General features: G+C 66.0%; 15 protein-coding genes. 13 read left to right on the top strand and 2 right to left on the bottom strand.

Going from position 1 to position 16,771, the window contains the following annotated elements; all coding sequences use genetic code 11:
* Positions 1-49 precede the first annotated feature (49 nt).
* Together IB275_RS00720 and IB275_RS00715 are read right to left on the bottom strand one after the other, a co-directional pair.
* Positions 50-535, bottom strand: coding sequence for a hypothetical protein (locus IB275_RS00720; protein ID WP_192294199.1), 486 nt, complete (start codon positions 533-535; stop codon positions 50-52).
* A gap of 193 nt (positions 536-728) precedes the next feature.
* Entirely contained in the window at positions 729-1,565 is an 837-nt protein-coding gene (locus IB275_RS00715) for an outer membrane protein OmpK (protein WP_192294201.1), read from the bottom strand.
* Between the two features lie 570 nt (positions 1,566-2,135).
* Here IB275_RS00715 and IB275_RS00710 point away from each other — a divergent pair.
* The 13 genes from IB275_RS00710 to IB275_RS00650 all read left to right on the top strand — a co-directional run bounded on the left by IB275_RS00710 (position 2,136) and on the right by IB275_RS00650 (position 16,653).
* Positions 2,136-2,933, top strand: coding sequence for an AraC family transcriptional regulator (locus tag IB275_RS00710; RefSeq protein ID WP_139791593.1), 798 nt, complete (start codon positions 2,136-2,138; stop codon positions 2,931-2,933).
* Positions 2,934-3,221: 288 nt separating this feature from the next.
* Positions 3,222-4,529 carry an MFS transporter gene (locus IB275_RS00705; RefSeq protein ID WP_081518851.1) on the top strand — a complete coding sequence of 436 codons (1,308 nt, stop codon included), beginning with the start codon at positions 3,222-3,224 and terminating at the stop codon, positions 4,527-4,529.
* Between the two features lie 244 nt (positions 4,530-4,773).
* Positions 4,774-4,956: an ABC transporter permease gene (locus tag IB275_RS00700; protein WP_494514421.1), complete on the top strand. Its 183-nt coding sequence runs from the start codon at positions 4,774-4,776 to the stop codon at positions 4,954-4,956.
* A gap of 98 nt (positions 4,957-5,054) precedes the next feature.
* A complete protein-coding gene (locus tag IB275_RS00695) occupies positions 5,055-5,738 on the top strand; it encodes an SDR family oxidoreductase (RefSeq protein WP_192294203.1) in 684 nt (227 codons plus the stop codon).
* A gap of 152 nt (positions 5,739-5,890) precedes the next feature.
* Positions 5,891-7,249 (top strand): 8-oxoguanine deaminase, encoded by a 1,359-nt coding sequence (locus tag IB275_RS00690; RefSeq protein ID WP_192294205.1) that lies wholly within the window; start codon positions 5,891-5,893, stop codon positions 7,247-7,249.
* A gap of 106 nt (positions 7,250-7,355) precedes the next feature.
* Entirely contained in the window at positions 7,356-8,828 is a 1,473-nt protein-coding gene (locus tag IB275_RS00685) for a methyl-accepting chemotaxis protein (protein ID WP_412548194.1), read from the top strand.
* A 171-nt stretch (positions 8,829-8,999) separates the two neighbouring features.
* Positions 9,000-9,365, top strand: coding sequence for a response regulator (locus IB275_RS00680; protein WP_045213473.1), 366 nt, complete (start codon positions 9,000-9,002; stop codon positions 9,363-9,365).
* A gap of 11 nt (positions 9,366-9,376) precedes the next feature.
* Positions 9,377-11,269 carry a chemotaxis protein CheA gene (locus tag IB275_RS00675; RefSeq protein ID WP_192294207.1) on the top strand — a complete coding sequence of 631 codons (1,893 nt, stop codon included), beginning with the start codon at positions 9,377-9,379 and terminating at the stop codon, positions 11,267-11,269.
* A complete protein-coding gene (locus IB275_RS00670) occupies positions 11,256-11,741 on the top strand; it encodes a chemotaxis protein CheW (RefSeq protein ID WP_192294209.1) in 486 nt (161 codons plus the stop codon). The genes IB275_RS00675 and IB275_RS00670 overlap by 14 nt, the downstream gene beginning before the upstream one ends.
* Before the next feature lie 21 nt (positions 11,742-11,762).
* Positions 11,763-13,787: a methyl-accepting chemotaxis protein gene (locus IB275_RS00665; RefSeq protein ID WP_192294211.1), complete on the top strand. Its 2,025-nt coding sequence runs from the start codon at positions 11,763-11,765 to the stop codon at positions 13,785-13,787.
* Between the two features lie 359 nt (positions 13,788-14,146).
* A complete protein-coding gene (locus IB275_RS00660; RefSeq protein ID WP_192294213.1) occupies positions 14,147-14,989 on the top strand; it encodes a CheR family methyltransferase in 843 nt (280 codons plus the stop codon).
* Positions 14,989-15,582 carry a chemoreceptor glutamine deamidase CheD gene (gene cheD / locus IB275_RS00655; protein ID WP_081518860.1) on the top strand — a complete coding sequence of 198 codons (594 nt, stop codon included), beginning with the start codon at positions 14,989-14,991 and terminating at the stop codon, positions 15,580-15,582. Before IB275_RS00660 ends, cheD begins: the two co-directional genes overlap by 1 nt.
* A 15-nt stretch (positions 15,583-15,597) precedes the next feature.
* Positions 15,598-16,653, top strand: a complete 1,056-nt coding sequence (locus IB275_RS00650) for a protein-glutamate methylesterase/protein-glutamine glutaminase (protein WP_192294214.1) — start codon at positions 15,598-15,600, stop codon at positions 16,651-16,653.
* The last annotated feature ends 118 nt before the right edge of the window (positions 16,654-16,771 follow it).

Below are 16,771 nucleotides of genomic sequence, written 5' to 3'. Positions count from 1 at the left end.
CTCCCGCCCGGGTCACTGCAGCCCCCGGGAAAGAGCCGGGGGCCTGGCATCACTTGGTGGTGCCGGTGGTGCCGGAGCTGTGGTGGCCGCCGCCACCACCGTGGTTGCCGATGGCAGCGCCAATGGCCACAACGGCGGCGCCGATGCCGACGGCTTCACCGACGGTCAACTGGCCGTACAGCGGCGTGGCCAGGCCCATGCCAGAGCAGGTCGGCGGCAGCGGAATGATCGCGCCGGCGCGGTCCTTGTCACCCTGCTCGGCTCCGTTCGCGGCTTGCGCCTGATCCTTCTGCTCCTTCGTAGCGCCGCCCCACAGCGGCGCGCAATCGTTGGCGGCGACCACGGCCTTCTGTTCCTCTTTCGGCTCCTCTTTCACGGGCGCCGGCCGGGAACGGGTGATGACGTCCTGGTAGAAGCCACCCGCATGGGTTTCATCATGGACTTCGGTCGGCGGAATACTGGGGTGCCCGAGGGGCGCCGCCAGCACAGGGGCGCCCAGGCTCGCGGCGATGGCCGCGATCAACAGTTTCTTCATGGCTCACATCTCCTAAGGTGAAGCAAAAGAGATGCAAAGCTAGAGGTTGGCGCGAACTCGACCAATGGGCCGTGAGCCGGATGGCCTGTCGGCAATTTCCGAAAGATTCGAGGATGTTGCTGCAGGCTCACGAAACTTCCGTAAGAAGCCTGAAAAGACCGACCCCGCCAAGCGGCGGGGTCGGAGGGGAACATCAGAAGTGGTACTTGACCAGCGCGCTGACGGTGTTCTGGTCGGTGGTGAAGTACTGCGAATCCTTGATGCCGTACTTGTCGGACCAGTAGTCGTACTCGATACCCACGTAAAGGTGCTTGGCTTCGTAGCCCAGGGACTTGCCCAGGTCGTACTTCAGCTGCGGGTTGAAGTGGAGGTTGGCGTGGTAGTCCGACTGGTTGCGGTGGCTGGAGCTGGCGTCCTTGTTGTTCACGACCCAGTCCATGAAGCCGTCGAACAGGATGTCGGAGTTGCCCACCGGGAAGGTCATGGCCCAAGCCGGGGTGATCTGCCAGGCGCCGGACGGCACGCGGTTGCCATCAGGCTTGCGGTAGTAGAAGTTCAGCTGGAAGTAGTCGAAGCCCGGCAGCGCCAGGTCGAAGCCCGGACCGACCAGGTAGGACTCGACGTCGCCTTCGCCGAACTCGTAGGTGGTCGCCAGCAGCACGTCCTTGACCGGGCCGAAGGACAGGTCGGTGCCGGTGATCTTGCCAAACGACAGGCGCGGGCTGAACTCACCGTAGTAGGTGTTCTTGCCGTTGGTGGCGCTTTCCTTGCCGTTGTAGTTGATCTGGTCGACGAAGAACCAGATGTCGCCCCAGGTCCAGGCGCTCGCGCTCTCGAAGGTGAAGGTCTGCTGGATCGGCGGGTCTACCTTGAAGTTCTTGCCCCACAGGTAGGTCAGGCTTTCGTTGTGCCAGATCAGCGGGCCGTCATTGGAAGCCGGCGCCGGGGTCAGGTCTTCACCGCCAGCCATGGCCTGCCCGGCCGCGAGCAGCCCGCCGGCGAGCAGCAGGGATGCGAGAGTGCGAGTCATGCGTTGCTCCTAATCAGTGCAGTCGTGTTGCGTTTTTAATTGTCGGTGGAACCTGTCCGGTCGGTCAGGCCTGGCGAGGAAAGCAAGATTGGCGCCAATCCTGACCAGATGTTCCACTTTTATGACGAACCCCTTCAGGTCCGCTCCTTTGGCAGGGAAGACGCAGGTGCACGGGACGGGCCATTTCCTGACCCACAGGACAACTTCGCCTGTTTGGAGGGCATCAGCCCCACCAGGAGGCACTGCAATAGCGATCTCCGGCCAGAGGATTGGATACATGACAAAGCTGTGTTGAAACGAATCAACACAAATTGTGTATACAACCACCTTGTGGGAAATCTACACAACAGCCGTCGGAACACACCACGCGTTTTTCCGGGCGCGGATAATGCCAGACACGGGCCTTCACCACACCTGTCAGAGTGTCTCGGACCGCCCGGCGGTCGAGCTGTCGGATGCTTCCTTCAGGGCTCGAACGCCGCCGTTCACGTCGGCAACGGCTCTGATCCGGCTTGAGATGGACGGGGCGGCCTGCCAGACTTCGATTTTCCAGCGATATTTTCCAACGCTATGCCGATGAAAGGACAAGCTCCTGAACTGCAACGCCTGATCCCGGTGCTCGACCGCCTGCCGCGGCCGGTCTATGCGCGCGCCGAGCGTTTGCGCGCGGGTTCCTGGACCAGCAGGCACCATCACGCCTGGGTGCAGTTGTCCTACGCCATCACCGGGGTGCTGGGTGTGCATACGGCCGAAGGCAGTTTCTTCGCGCCGCCACAGCGGGCGATCTGGATTCCGGCCTTTCTCGACCATGAAGTGGTGACCTCGACCCAGGCGGAAATGCGCAGCCTGTACATCCGCGACGACGCCTGCCGGTGGGCGCCGGACCGCTGCCGGGTACTGGAGGTGACGCCGCTGGCGCGCGAGCTGATCAAGAGCTTCTGCGAGCTGCCGGTGGATTATCCACAGGGCGACAGCGCCGAATCGCGGCTGGTGGAAGTGCTGCTGGACCAGTTGCGCGACCTGCCGGAAGTCGCCTTCTCCCTGCCGATGCCACAGGAGGGCCGGCTGCTGCAGTTGTGCCAGACACTGATCGACCACCCCACCGACAGCCACACCCTGGGCGACTGGGCGCAGCGCATCGGCACCTCGGAGAAGACCCTGTCGCGGCTGTTCCAGCGTGAGACCGGGATGACCTTCCGCCTGTGGCGCCAGCGCCAGCGACTGCTTGCCTCCCTCGGCTCGCTTGAGGCGGGCGACAGCGTGACAGCGGCGGCGCTGGATTGCGGGTATGACTCGACCTCGGCGTATATCGCGTCGTTCAAGGGGCTGTTCGGCTTCACGCCGGGGGATCTGTTCCGCCAGCGGTAGACCGTGTCGGCGGATACCGACTCCGTCCGCGATTGGCTGAATTGCGCATCGAGCCCACGCCACGGCACCTCTTGTGCGTCGGCGGATTTCCGCTCAGCGCCCGCCGCGATAGGCGCCGCTTCGCCTGCCGACATCCCTTGAAAACCGCTGAAACCCTTGTACCACGCGACTTTCGCGCCTTGGCACGCTGCCTGCTATCGCCCTCGACACTGCGCCGCCCTCGCGGCGCGCCGGTGTGCCGTTCCGCAGTCCGCGCACCTGACGACAACAACGACAAGAGGAATACCCATGGATAGCGCAAGCGCCGTCTCCGCTTCTGCCGCACCCCGCACGACTTCCCAGCGCATCAAGTCGATCTTCAGTGGTTCGGTGGGCAACCTGGTCGAGTGGTACGACTGGTACGTCTACGCCGCCTTCTCGCTGTACTTCGCCAAAGCGTTCTTCCCCCAGGGCGACATGACCGCCCAGCTGCTGAACACTGCCGCGATCTTCGCCGTGGGCTTCCTGATGCGCCCGATCGGCGGCTGGCTGATGGGTATCTACGCCGACCGCAAGGGCCGCAAGGCGGCGCTGCTGGCCTCGGTCCTGCTGATGTGCTTCGGCTCGCTGATCATCGCCCTGACCCCCAGCTACGAAACCATCGGCGTCGGCGCCCCCATCCTGCTGGTGCTCGCGCGCCTGCTGCAGGGCCTGTCGGTCGGCGGCGAATATGGCACCTCCGCTACCTACCTGAGCGAGATGGCCAACAAGGAGCAGCGCGGCTTCTTCTCCAGCTTCCAGTACGTGACCCTGATCTCCGGCCAGCTCATCGCCCTGGCAGTTCTGATCGTGCTGCAGCAGACCCTGACCACCGAGCAACTGGAAAGCTGGGGCTGGCGTGTGCCGTTCTTCATCGGCGCGCTGTGCGCGGTCGTCGCCATGTTCCTGCGTCGCGGCATGGAAGAGACCGAGTCCTTCACCACCAAGAAGGAAGAGCCCAAGGAAAGCCTGATGCGCTCGCTGATGCGCCATCCCAAGGAAGTCCTGACCGTGGTCGGCCTGACCATGGGCGGGACCCTGGCCTTCTACACCTACACCACCTACATGCAGAAGTACCTGGTGAACACGGTGGGGATGAGCAAGAACGACTCCACCATGATCTCGGCGGCCACCCTGTTCCTGTTCATGCTGCTGCAGCCCATCGTCGGCGCGCTGTCGGACAAGATCGGCCGTCGCCCGATCCTGATCGCCTTCGGCGTACTGGGCACCATCTTCACCTACCCGATCCTCAGCACCCTGCACACCATCGATACCTGGTGGGGCGCGTTCTTCCTGATCATGGCCGCGCTGGTCATCGTCAGCGGCTACACCTCGATCAACGCCGTGGTGAAGGCCGAGCTGTTCCCCACCGAAATCCGCGCCCTGGGCGTGGGCCTGCCGTACGCGCTGACCGTATCCATTTTCGGCGGCACCGCCGAGTACGTGGCGCTGTGGTTCAAGAGCATCGGCATGGAGAGCGGCTTCTACTGGTACGTCACCGCGTGCATCGCCTGCTCGCTGCTGGTCTACGTGACCATGAAGGACACCCAGAAGCACTCGAAGATCACCACCGACTGATTGGGCTCTTTGCCCAGGCCCCGGCGCACACTCTCCGGGGCTTTTTATCCACAAGGCCCGGCTCATGCCGGGCCTTGTCGTTTCGGGCACTGGCAGCAGTGGATGGGCGTGTGACCGCATACGGCTGCACGCCCTCGGTTATGCTCGCCGGCATCCTTTTCACCGAAGCCCGTCCATAAACCTCCCGCAGATTCCCCTTGGCCCGCTGCAGGCGCGCGAACTGCGCCGCGCGCTGTACACCGGGATGATCCCGACGCTGAACCAGATGGCTGCCGCCGGAATCATCACCCTGCCGGGGATCATGACCGGGCAGATACTCGCCGGCATGGACCCGCTGGACGCCACGCGCTACCAGATCCTGCTGATGTTCCTGCTGGCCGCCGCTGGATTCGCCACGGCTCTCGGCGCGGTCTGGCTGTCGGCCTAGCGGCTCACCGACGAGCGCGACCGCTTGCGTCTGGACCGCCTGCGCGCGGAGAACTGAGCGGGTATGCTGAGGACATTTCAACGGCACCGGAGAACGCCATGAGCACTGCCAAATCCGCCCTGATCATCGGCGCCTCGCGCGGCCTCGGCCTGGGCCTGGTGCGCGAGCTGCTGGAGCGTGGCTGGGACGTCACCGCCACCGTGCGCGATGTTGTCCATCCTGGCGAACTGGCGAACCTGCCCGTGCGGGTGGAAGCCCTGCTGCTGGACGACATCCACTCCCAGGACCGCCTTGCCGAAGCCCTGGCCGGCTCGCGCTTCGACCTCATCTACATCAACGCCGGCATCTACGGCCCGCCGCACCAGTCGAGCATCGACGCCAGCCTCGCCGATGTCGGCCAGTTGTTCCTGGTCAACGCCATCGCCCCGCTGCGCCTGGCCGAACGCCTGCTGCCGCGACTGAATGCCGACAACGGCGTACTGGCCTTCATGACGTCCGAGCTGGGCAGCGTCGCCGGCAACGAATCGGGCGGCATGGCGCTGTACCGCGCGAGCAAGGCGGCGCTCAACTCGCTGACCCGCAGTTTCGTCGCCGAACTGGGCGAAACCGGTATCACCGTGCTCAACCTGCATCCGGGCTGGGTGCGCACCGATATGGGCGGCGAGTCCGCGCCGCTGGACGTGCAGACCAGCGTGAAGGGCCTCGCCGATCAGGTCGAAGGCCACGCCGGCCAGGGCGGGCAGTTCTACCTGGACTACCAGGGAACGACGATCGACTGGTGACGGCCAGCCCCGTGGGCGTTACCATGCGCCCACGTCTGACTCTCGGGTCAACGGACCTGGATCAGCAGACAGGGTGAACACTGAGCTGGCTTCCCATGACCCCATGGAGCCGGCTCGATACGAACGGCTCCGTCCGTTTGGAGAACTCACCCATGTCTTCCCCGCGTCTCTGGCTGCGCAACCCGCTGGCCATCTTCACCGCCAATGACCTCGACGCCCGTGGCGGCATCGTCGTCCAGGACGGCCGCATCGTCGAACTGGTCGCCGCCGGCCAGCAGCCCTCGGCTCCCTGCCAACAAACCTTCGACGCCAGCCAGCACGTGCTGACGCCCGGCCTGATCAACACCCACCACCACTTCTACCAGACCCTCACCCGCGCCTGGGCGCCGGTAGTGAACCAGCCGCTGTTCCCCTGGTTGAAGACCCTCTACCCGGTGTGGGCGCGCCTGACCCCCGAGCAGCTCGGCGTGGCCACCAAGGTGGCGCTGGCCGAACTGCTGCTGTCGGGCTGCACCACCGCCGCCGACCACCACTACCTGTTCCCCGACGGCCTCGAGCAGGCCATCGACGTGCAGGCTGGCGTGGTCCAGGAACTGGGCATGCGCGCCATGCTCACCCGTGGCTCGATGAGCCTGGGCGAGGCCGACGGCGGCCTGCCGCCACAACAGACCGTGCAGAGCGCCGAGGACATCCTCGAGGACAGCCAGCGCCTGATCCGCGAATACCACCAGCGCGGCGAAGGCGCGCAGGTGCAGATCGCCCTGGCGCCCTGCTCGCCGTTCTCGGTCACCCCGGAAATCATGCGCGCCAGCGCCGAGCTGGCCGAGCGCGAGGACGTGCGCCTGCACACCCACCTCGCCGAAACCCTCGACGAGGAAGACTTCTGCCTGCAGCGCTTCGGCCAACGCACCGTGGACTACCTGGACAGCGTCGGCTGGCTCGGCCCGCGCACCTGGCTGGCCCATGGCATCCACTTCAATGACGAGGAAATCCGCCGCCTCGGCGCAGCCGGCACCGGGGTCTGCCATTGCCCCAGCTCGAACATGCGCCTGGCCTCGGGCATCTGCCCGACCGTGGCGCTGGAAGCGGCCGGCGCGCCGGTGGGCATCGGCGTGGACGGCTCGGCCTCCAACGACGCCTCCAACATGATCCTCGAAGCCCGCCAGGCCCTGTACATCCAGCGCCTGCGCTACGGCGCCGAGCAGATCACCCCGGAACGCGCGCTGGGCTGGGCCACCCGCGGTTCGGCCAAGCTGATCGGCCGCAGCGACATCGGCGAGCTGGCCGTGGGCAAGCAGGCGGACCTGGCGCTGTTCAAGCTCGACGAACTGCGCTTCTCCGGCAGCCATGACCCGCTTTCCGCCCTGCTGCTGTGCGGCGCCGACAAGGCCGACCGGATCATGATCGGCGGCACCTGGCGGGTCATCGACGGCGAAGTCGAAGGCCTCGACCTCAAGCGCCTGATCGCCGACCACACCCAGGCCGCGCGCAAGCTGCTCGGCACGCTGTAAGCCTTGATGCGCTGGAGCGGACGGAGTCCGTTCCAGCGCACCCTTCGACATCCTCACCCGCTCCTGCCTTTCCACCTTCCGCTCTCCCTCAGCCGACTGGCTCCGGATGCCATTGCGGCGGGCACGTTTTGCCATCAAAAAATCGCTACAACCCGCGTCACACAAGGCCTGCGCCCTACCGCCCGTCGCCCGCCGGACAGTCATGACGAACAGTCATTCCAGCAAAAACCCGTCTAAATCAAGGCTCACTGTTGGTTGGCAGGAAAATGCCGTCAATTTGACATCACCGAGCCGCCCTCTAGTTTTAAATCGCTGGGCCGAATTCCTGCTCAAGACGTTGTCAGCAGCCGTTTGGCCCGGTTACCGGCGCCCGGCAATGGAGTGCACTTCAATGCGCGATTCACAGTTGAACCCCCAGGCGGTTCAAGAGAACGGCCAGGGTTGGCCGCGGCGCCTCATTATCCAGACCCTGCCGTGGGCGATCGTGGCCGTGCTTTGCGCGGTCGGTGTACCGTTCTGGTGGATGCTGCCGGTGGGCTGGCTCTCCAGCCTGGTGCTGTGCAGCCTGCTGGGCGGCGCCGGCAAGGCCGCCATCGAGGCCCAGGCCGCCACCCTGCAGACCGATGAGCTGCCGCACTGGCGCCCGCTGCAGGACGCCGTGGAAGGCCACCTGGCCTCGCTCAATGGCCACACCCACCAGATCGACAACCTCCTGCACCAGGCCATCCGCCAGCTGACCGACAGCTTCCACGCCCTTGCCGAGCGCATCGACACTCAGCGCGGCCTGTCCCACTCGCTGATCGAGCGCTACGACGGGCGCGGCCACCTGGACGGCGACATCGACTTCCAGCGCTTCATCCACGCCACCCAGGAAACCCTCGGGCTGTTCGTCGAAGCCACTCTGGAGACCAGTCGTACCTCGCAGCAACTGGTGGAGCGCATGGACCGCGTGACGCACAAGATCGCCGAGATCCTGCAGTCCACCCAAGACATGGACGCCATCGCCAAGCAGACCAACCTGCTGGCCCTCAATGCCGCCATCGAGGCCGCCCGCGCCGGCGAGAGCGGCCGTGGATTCGCCGTGGTAGCCGACGAGGTGCGCGCGCTGTCGACTCGCTCCACGCACTTCTCCCAGGCCATCCGTGAGCACGTCGACGTGGTCTACCGCGAGATCAAGGACGCCGAAGGCGCGATCAGCCAGCTGGCCGACAAGGACATGACTTTCGCCCTGGATTCGCGGCAAAAGATCCAGCACATGCTCGACGACCTCGACGCAATGAACCAGCACACCGTGAAGGTGGTGCAGGAGCTGGACCGCATCTCCCTGGAAGTGGGCGACGGCGTCAACGCCGCGGTCACTGCCCTGCAATTCCAGGACATGAGCAGCCAGCTGCTCGGCCAGGTCGGCAAGCACAGCGCCCGCATTGGCGCGCTCGCCGTCGGCCTGGGAGCGCTGGATGGTCGTGAACCCGGCGAGTGGAGCGAACGCCTGCGCGGCGAAGTCGCCGAGCTCAGCCGCCCCCTGAGCAACCCGGTCGCCCAGACCAGCCTCAGCGCTGGCGAGGTGGAACTGTTCTGACCTGAAGGCAACGCAGGAGCCCCGACATGCTGCAGTCCGTCTTCGAATACCTGGCCAACCTCGCCCTGATCGGCTGAGCCCCCCACACCATTTTCCGCGCGCCGGGATGGCGCGAGCACTTGTGCGCCTGGCGACAGGCAAACGCATTGCAATCCGAGGAGAACCAACGCAATGGGAAAGCAGATTCTGATCGTCGATGACTCGGCCTCCATCCGGCAGATGCTGAGCTTTACGCTCAAGTCCGCCGGCTACGAGGTGGACGAGGCCGTGGACGGCAAGGACGGCCTGGGCAAGGCCCAGCGCAAGACCTACAACCTGGTCTTCACCGACCAGAACATGCCGAACATGGACGGCCTGACGCTGATCCGCAGCCTGCGCGACATGGCTGGCTACCGCGGCACGCCGATCCTCATGCTCACCACCGAATCCAGCGACGCCATGAAGCAACAGGGCAAAAGCGCGGGCGCCACCGGCTGGCTGGTGAAGCCGTTCGACCCGCCGAAACTGCTGGAAGTCACCCGCAAGGTCCTGCCCTAGGGGTATCGCCGATGGCCACTGGAATGGAGCAGTTCCTCCAGGTGTTCTTCGAGGAAACCGACGAGCACCTGGCGACCCTTGAACTCCTGCTGATCGGGCTCGACCTCGACCAGCCGGACGCCGAGACGCTCAATGGCATTTTCCGCGCGGCCCACTCGATCAAGGGCTCCAGCGGCATGTTCGGTTTCGACGACCTGACCGCGGTGACCCACGAGCTGGAAACCCTGCTCGACCGCATCCGCTGCGGGCAGACCGCCCTGCACGTGGACATGATCGGCGTGTTCCTCGAAGCCCGCGACGTCCTGCAGCGCCTGCTCGATGCGCACCGCAGCCAGGTACCTGATCCGGACGTTCCGGTGGCTGCCACCGTGGAACGCCTGCGCGCCTGGCTGGTGGAGCCTGTCGCCGCCACCCTCGATGACGGCTGCGGCCTGTTCGCCGAAGTCCCGGCAGCTGAAAGCAGTATCAGCGAGGACGACGCGTTCGGTTTCTTCGACGATGCACCCGGCGCACCTGAAACCGTTGCCAGCAGCGACGACTTCGGTTTCTTCGACGACGCCCCCGGCGCGCCGGACGTCAAACCCGTCGAGCCCTACGGTATCTTCGACAAGGCACCCGGCGCCCCCACAGCCGCCGCAGTGGTTACGGCGCCAAGCGAGCAACCCAAGGCCGCACCCGCCGCCGTCGCCAAGCCGACCGCCCGCGCCGACAGCGAATCCAGTTCCATCCGCGTCAGCGTCGAAAAGATCGACAGCCTGATCAACCTGGTGGGCGAGCTGGTGATCACCCAGGCCATGCTCAGCCAGCTCAGCGAAGACCTCGATCCCACCCACTTCGAACGTCTGCAGCAGGCTCTGGCGCAGCTGGAACACAACACCCGCGACCTGCAGGAATCGGTGATGTCGATCCGCATGCTGCCGATCAGCTTCATCTTCAGCCGCTTCCCGCGCCTGGTGCACGACACCTCCGCGCGCCTGGGCAAGCAGGTCGAACTGATCCTCCAGGGCGAACACACCGAGCTGGACAAGAGCGTCATCGAGAAGCTCAGCGACCCGCTCACCCACATCGTCCGCAACAGCATCGACCACGGCATCGAGACGCCCGCCGAACGCCTGGCCGCCGGCAAGCCGGCCCAGGGCTCGGTGAAGCTCGCCGCCAGCCATCAGGGCGGCAGCGTGGTGGTGGAGATCTCCGATGACGGCCGTGGTCTATCCCGCGAACGCATCCTCGCCAAGGCCCGCGAAAAGGGCCTGCCGGTGCACGACGCAATGACCGACTCAGAAGTCTGGCAGCTGATCTTCATGCCCGGCTTCTCCACCGCCGAGGCGGTCACCGAGCTCTCCGGCCGCGGCGTGGGCATGGACGTGGTGCGGCGCAACATCCAGGCCATGGGCGGACGGATCGACATCGATTCCGCACCCGGCATGGGCACGCGCATGAGCATCCGTCTGCCGCTGACCCTGGCCATCCTCGACGGCCTGATCGTCGCCGTGGAGAAGGTCAACTACGTGGTGCCGCTGACCTACATCGTCGAATCGCTGCAGGCCCGCGCCGACGACGTGCGCGGGCTGGCCGGCGAGGAATCGACGGTGATCCGCGTGCGCGGCGAATACCTGCCGCTGTTCTCCCTCAACCAGCTGCTGCGCATCGGCGCCGCGCCGGTGCCGCCGGAGCAGGGGATCGTGGTGATCCTCGAATCCGAAGGCAAGAGCTTCGCCCTGCAGGTGGACGAGCTGGTCGGCCAGCAGCAGGTGGTGATCAAGAGCCTGGAACAGAATTTCCGCCGGATCAATGGGATCGCCGGCGCCACCATCATGGGAGACGGCAGCGTCGCCCTGATCCTCGATGTCGATGCCCTGCCGCGTCTGGCAGCACAAGGAGAATCCACCCATGAGCGCAGCTGAAGCCCACGCGGCGAGCAGCCCGGTGCAGGAGTACCTGACCTTCACCCTGGGCCGCGAGGAATACGCCATCGACATCCTGCGCGTGCAGGAGATCCGTGGCTACGACCAGGTCACGGCGATCGCCAACGCCCCCACCTTCATAAAGGGCGTGATCAACCTGCGCGGGGCGATCGTTCCCATCGTCGACCTGCGTATCAAGTTCAATCTGGCCGACATCAGCTACGACCAGTTCACCGTGGTGATCATCCTCAACGTCGGCCGGCGCATCGTCGGCGCGGTGGTGGACTCGGTCTCCGACGTGATTGCCCTGGCCGGCGAGGAGATCAAGCCGCGCCCCGAATTCGCCGCCAGCTTCGACACCGAGTACCTGCTGGGCCTGGCCACCGCCGGTGAGCGGATGCTCATCCTGGTGGACATCGAAAAACTCATGACCAGCCGTGAAATGGCGCTGGTCGACGAAACCGCCGCCTGATTGCGACCGAGGATAATCAACATGGGTCTGTTCAACGCACACGCCGTGGCGCAGCAACGCGCCGACCGCATCACCGCCCTCCTCCACAGCCTGGTGGACGGCAACCTCGACGTCGCCATCGGCGAAGCCCCGGCCGCCGGTTACGAGCGCCTCTACGACGGGCTGCGCAGCATCCAGCGCAACCTGCGCGAGCAGCGCGCCGAGCAGGCCCAGGTGGAAGCCCTGGAAGCCGGCCTGGTGGAAATGACCCGCCAGCACGAACTGGGCTGGATCGACGAAGTGATCCCCGTGGACAAGTTCGCCGGCCGCCCGGCACGCATCGCCAAGGGCATCAATGACCTGGTCGCTGCGCACATCGCGGTGAAAATGCGCGTCGTCGCCACCGTCACCGCCTACGGCAAGGGCGACTACTCGGTGGACATGGACCGCCTGCCGGGCAAGAAGGCCATCATCACCGAGGCCATCGACGGTGTGCGCGACAGCCTCAAGGCCAACGCCGATGCCGCCGAGTACAACGCGCGGATCAAGAGCGCGCTGGATAACGTCTCGGCCAACGTGATGATCGCCAACAACGACCTCGAGATCATCTACATGAACCGCACGGTGACCGAGATGCTCGGCAACGCCGAGGCCGACATCCGCAAGCAGTTGCCGAACTTCAACGCCGGTCGCCTGATGGGCGCCAACATCGACATGTTCCACAAGAACCCGGCGCACCAGCGCGGCATGCTCGCGCACCTCACCGCGCGGCATAAGGCCGAACTGAACCTCGGCGGCCGGCGCTTCGCCCTGGACGTGGTGCCGGTATTCAACGATGCCGGCGAGCGCCTGGGTTCGGCTGTGCAGTGGACCGACCGCACCGAAGAATTCCGCGCCGAGCAGGAAGTCTCGCAACTGGTGGACGCCGCCGTCGCCGGTGACTTCACCAAGCGCATCGAGGCCTCGAACAAGGAAGGCTTCTTCCTGAAGATCGCCACCGGCCTGAACAACCTGGTGGACACCGCCGACAAGGGCCTGCGCGACGTCACCCGCGTACTCGGCGCACTGGCCCAGGGCGACCTGACCCAGCGCATCGACGCCGACTACCAGGGAACCTTCGGCGAGCTCAAGGACTACGCCAACGAAACCGCACAGAGCCTGTCGCGCATGCTCGGGCAGATTCGCGAAGCGGCCGACACCATCCACACCGCCGCCAGCGAGATCGCCAGCGGCAACGCCGAACTCTCCACCCGCACCGAGCAGCAGGCCTCCAGCCTGGAAGAAACCGCATCGAGCATGGAAGAGCTGACCAGCACCGTGAAGCTCAACGCCGAGAACGCCCGCCAAGCCAACTCGCTGGCGGTGAACGCATCCGAAGTCGCCACCGAAGGCGGCAGCGTGGTGCAGAAGGTGGTGGGCACCATGTCGGCCATCAACGACTCGGCACGCAAGATCGCCGACATCATCGGGGTGATCGACGGCATTGCCTTCCAGACCAACATCCTCGCGCTCAACGCCGCGGTGGAAGCGGCGCGCGCCGGCGAGCAGGGCCGCGGCTTCGCGGTGGTGGCCGGTGAAGTGCGCACCCTGGCGCAGCGCTCCGCCGCCGCCGCCAAGGAGATCAAGACGCTGATCAACGACTCGGTGGACAAGGTCGAGAGCGGCAACAGCCTGGTCGCCCAGGCCGGCCAGACCATGAGCGACATCGTGGTGGCGATCAAGCGCGTCACCGACATCATGGCCGAGATCGCCGCCGCTTCCGCCGAGCAGAGCAGCGGCATCGAGGAAGTGAACGGCGCCGTGTCGCAGATGGACGAGATGACCCAGCAGAACGCCGCGCTGGTGGAAGAAGCCGCCGCCTCGGCCGAGGCCCTGCAGGAGCAGGCCGGCATGCTCAACCAGCAGGTCGGGGTGTTCAAGCTCGAATCCATCGCCGCCACCGTAGTGCCGCTGGCTTCCGCCCGCCCGGCCCGCACCGAGCCGGCCGCGCACACCTCGCGCGCCGCCCGCGGCGTGGCCAAGGCGGTGCGCGCCAAGGGTAAAGAGGACGACTGGGAAGAGTTCTGATCGGGCGGGGCTGAGGGATGGCGGCGGCCGGAGCAATGGGAGGGTCGGCCGCCGCGCGCGGACCAGGGATGGTCTGGGATGGGCTCTGAGCCATGCAAAGCCCCTCTCCCTAACCCTCTCCCTGAAGGGAGAGGGGACTGTATGGCATCAAGCGGAGCACCGCAGATCCCGGCAACGCCGAACGGCTCCCTCTCCCTTCAGGGAGAGGGCGGGGGAGAGGGTAAAACCCCGCGCAGAAGGTTCCCGAACCACCCAATGATGTAGGGCGCATAACGCCACAGGCGTTATCCGCCAACGCGGCGGATAACCCGTGCCGGGTTATGCGCCCTACGCAACCTGCTCACCACCGAGACAACCCGATGTCGATCAACCTGCCCGCCCCCGAGCACGAATTCCACTACACCCGCCGGGACTTCCAGCAGGTGCGCGAGCGCCTCTACCGGCACGCCGGCATCAGCCTCTCGGAAAACAAGCAGCAGCTGGTCTACAGCCGCCTCTCGCGGCGCCTGCGCAGCCTTCGCCTGGGCAGCTTCGCCGAGTACTTTGCCTACCTGGAGAGCCACGAGGAAGAGTGGCAGCAGTTCGTCAACGCGCTGACCACCAACCTCACCGCCTTCTTCCGCGAGAAACACCACTTCGACCACCTCGGCCGCTTCGCCGCCGAGCAGTTGCAGGACCATCAGCCGCTGCGCTTCTGGTCCACCGCCTCGAGCACCGGCGAGGAGCCCTACTCCATGGCCATGACCCTGGTGGACGCGCTGGGCAGCTTCGCCCCGCCCATCGAGCTGATCGCCTCGGACATCGACACCGGGGTGCTCGGCCAGGCGCGCCAGGGCATCTACCCGCTGGAGCGCCTCGAGGCGCTGAGCCCGGCGCAGAAGAAGCGCTTCTTCCTCCGCGGCACCGGCGGCAACGCCGGCAAGGCAAGGGTGGTGCGCGAGCTGCGGCAGATGATCGACTACCGGCAGATCAACCTGCTCGACCGCGACTGGGGCATTGCCGGCGGCCTGGACGCGATCTTCTGCCGCAACGTGATGATCTATTTCGACAAGCCGACCCAGACCCGCCTGCTCGAACGCATGGTGCGCCTGCTGCGGCCCGGCGGGCTGTTCTTCGCCGGGCACTCGGAAAACTTCGTCCACGCCAGCCACCTGGTGCGCTCGGTGGGACGCACCACCTACCAGGCGGTGGGGAGCCAGTGATGGGCGCTGCCCTGGACCAACCCAACCGCTACTACGACCCGCGCTTCGGCATGGAGGCGGTGAAGCTGCTGCCCGGCGAGTGCTACGTCACCGCCGAACCGCTGATGCTGGTCACGGTGCTCGGCTCCTGCGTCTCGGTCTGCCTGCGCGACCGCAGCAGCGGGCTGGGCGGCATGAACCACTTCATGCTGCCCGGCGACACCGGCGTGCAGGGCCTGCTGTCCAATTCCGGGCGCTACGGAGTGCACGCCATGGACCTGCTGATCAACGGCCTGATGCGTCGCGGCGCCCAGCGCCGGCACTTCGAGGCCAAGGTATTCGGCGGCGGCTCGGTGCTGAAGAACCTTAGCGCCGACGTCGGCCAGCGCAACGTCGAGTTCGTCCTGCAGTATCTGGAGGACGAGGGCATCCCGCTGGCCGCCCAGGATCTGCTCGACGTGCACCCGCGCAAGGTCTATTTCTTCCCCGGCACAGGCCGGGTGCTGGTGCGCAAGCTGCGCACCCTGGCCAACGACACGGTATTGCAGCGCGAGCGGCAGTACTGCCAGCAACTGTCCCGCCGGGAGCGCGGCGGGAGCATCGACCTGTTCTGAACGGAGGGACGAGCGATGGCCGTCAAGGTCCTGATCGTCGACGACTCGGCGCTGATTCGCAGCCTGCTCAAGGACATCATCCACAACGACCCGGAGCTGCAGCTGGTGGGCGCGGCGCCCGACGCCTTCGTCGCCCGCGACCTGATCAAGCAGCACTCGCCGGACGTCATCACCCTCGACGTGGAAATGCCGCGCATGGACGGGCTGACCTTCCTCGACAAGCTGATGAAGGGCCGGCCGACCCCGGTGCTGATGATCTCCTCGCTCACCGAGAAGGGCTCCGAAGCCACCCTTCGCGCGCTGGAGCTGGGCGCCATCGACTTCATCGCCAAGCCGCGACTGGGCATCGCCGAAGGCATGCAGGCCTACGCCGAGGAAATCTGCGCCAAGCTCAAGGCCGCCGCCCGCGCGCGCCTGCCCCGCGCTCGTCCCGTCGCATCGTCCGACGCACCGGCAATGAGCAGCGCGCCGCTGCTGAGCACCGAGAAGATCTTCGCCATCGGCGCCTCCACCGGCGGTACCGAGGCGATCAAGGAAGTCCTGCTGGGCCTGCCGCCGGACTGCCCCGGCACCGTGGTCACGCTGCACATGCCGCCGGGCTTCACCAAGTCCTACGCTGACAGACTGGACCGTCAGACGCGCCTTTCAGTTCGCGAAGCCCGCGACGGCGACCGCATCCTCCCCGGCCACGTGCTGCTCGCCCCCGGCGACTTCCACATGGAAGTGCAGCGCAGCGGCGCCAACTATGTCGTGCGCCTGCACCGCGAGGCTGCGGTCAATGGCCACAGGCCGGCGGTGGACGTGATGTTCAACTCCCTCGCCCGCTGCGCCGGGCGCAACCTCATCGCCGCCCTGCTCACCGGCATGGGCAAGGATGGGGCCCGTGGCTTGCAGGCAATCCGCCAGGCCGGCGGCCACACCGTCGCCCAGGACGAGGCCACCTGCGTGGTCTACGGCATGCCCCGGGAGGCAGTGGAGCTGGGCGCGGCGAAGGAAATCCTGCCGCTGGAGCGCATAGCAGGCTCGCTCCTACAGCAGGCGCGCCAGAGCGGAAGTGGGAACCGCGTCTAGTTCTGCGGGAATCATCCCGCACCGCCGAGCGGCTTTTCACACAGGGTCTAGACTCAGGCCAATTGACCGGCGCCAATAATATGGCGATTCGATATCAATTTGGTTTGATTGTGCCCGT

Source organism: Pseudomonas sp. PDM21, assembly GCF_014852505.2.
GTDB lineage: Bacteria > Pseudomonadota > Gammaproteobacteria > Pseudomonadales > Pseudomonadaceae > Pseudomonas.
This window is presented reverse-complemented; position numbering and strand designations above follow the sequence as displayed.